Below are 466 nucleotides of genomic sequence, written 5' to 3'. Positions count from 1 at the left end.
GGCTATCAGGGTAGAAAAAAGGCAAAAACCACCAACAGCATTTTTCTGTGTGATAACCAGGGACAAATGTTGGCAATGGGAAGTCCAAAAAGTGGCCATCATCACGATTTATACCAAATAGAAGGTACTTTGAAAGAAATTCTGTCACTTCTAAGCGAAGCAGAAATAGATCATAAAGGATTGTTTATCAATGCTGATACAGAATTTGACAGTGAGAATTTACGACAAATGTTAGAAAAAGAAAAAATAATCGCCAATATTAAAACCAATCTCAGGAATAATAAAACAGCCAAGAATTATTATTATTTTGATGAATAATTATATAAACGAAGGTTCAATATAGAGAAAGCAAATGCTTGGTTAGATAGTTTCAAAGCATTATTAATACGATTTGAAACTTCTGTAATAACATGGTATTCTTTGCATTATATTGCTTTTGTTATTTTATCTCTCAGAAAACTATAAG

1 pseudogene is annotated in these 466 nt (G+C 30.9%); it reads left to right on the top strand.

The annotated features are described in order from the left end of the window. Nucleotides 1-318 (top strand): annotated as a pseudogene (locus tag GNY06_RS00240) (IS5/IS1182 family transposase); the annotation flags it as partial. Nucleotides 319-466 lie beyond the last annotated feature (148 nt).

It is taken from the genome of Elizabethkingia argenteiflava (assembly GCF_009904105.1).
GTDB classification, from domain to species: domain Bacteria; phylum Bacteroidota; class Bacteroidia; order Flavobacteriales; family Weeksellaceae; genus Elizabethkingia; species Elizabethkingia argenteiflava.
This window is presented reverse-complemented; position numbering and strand designations above follow the sequence as displayed.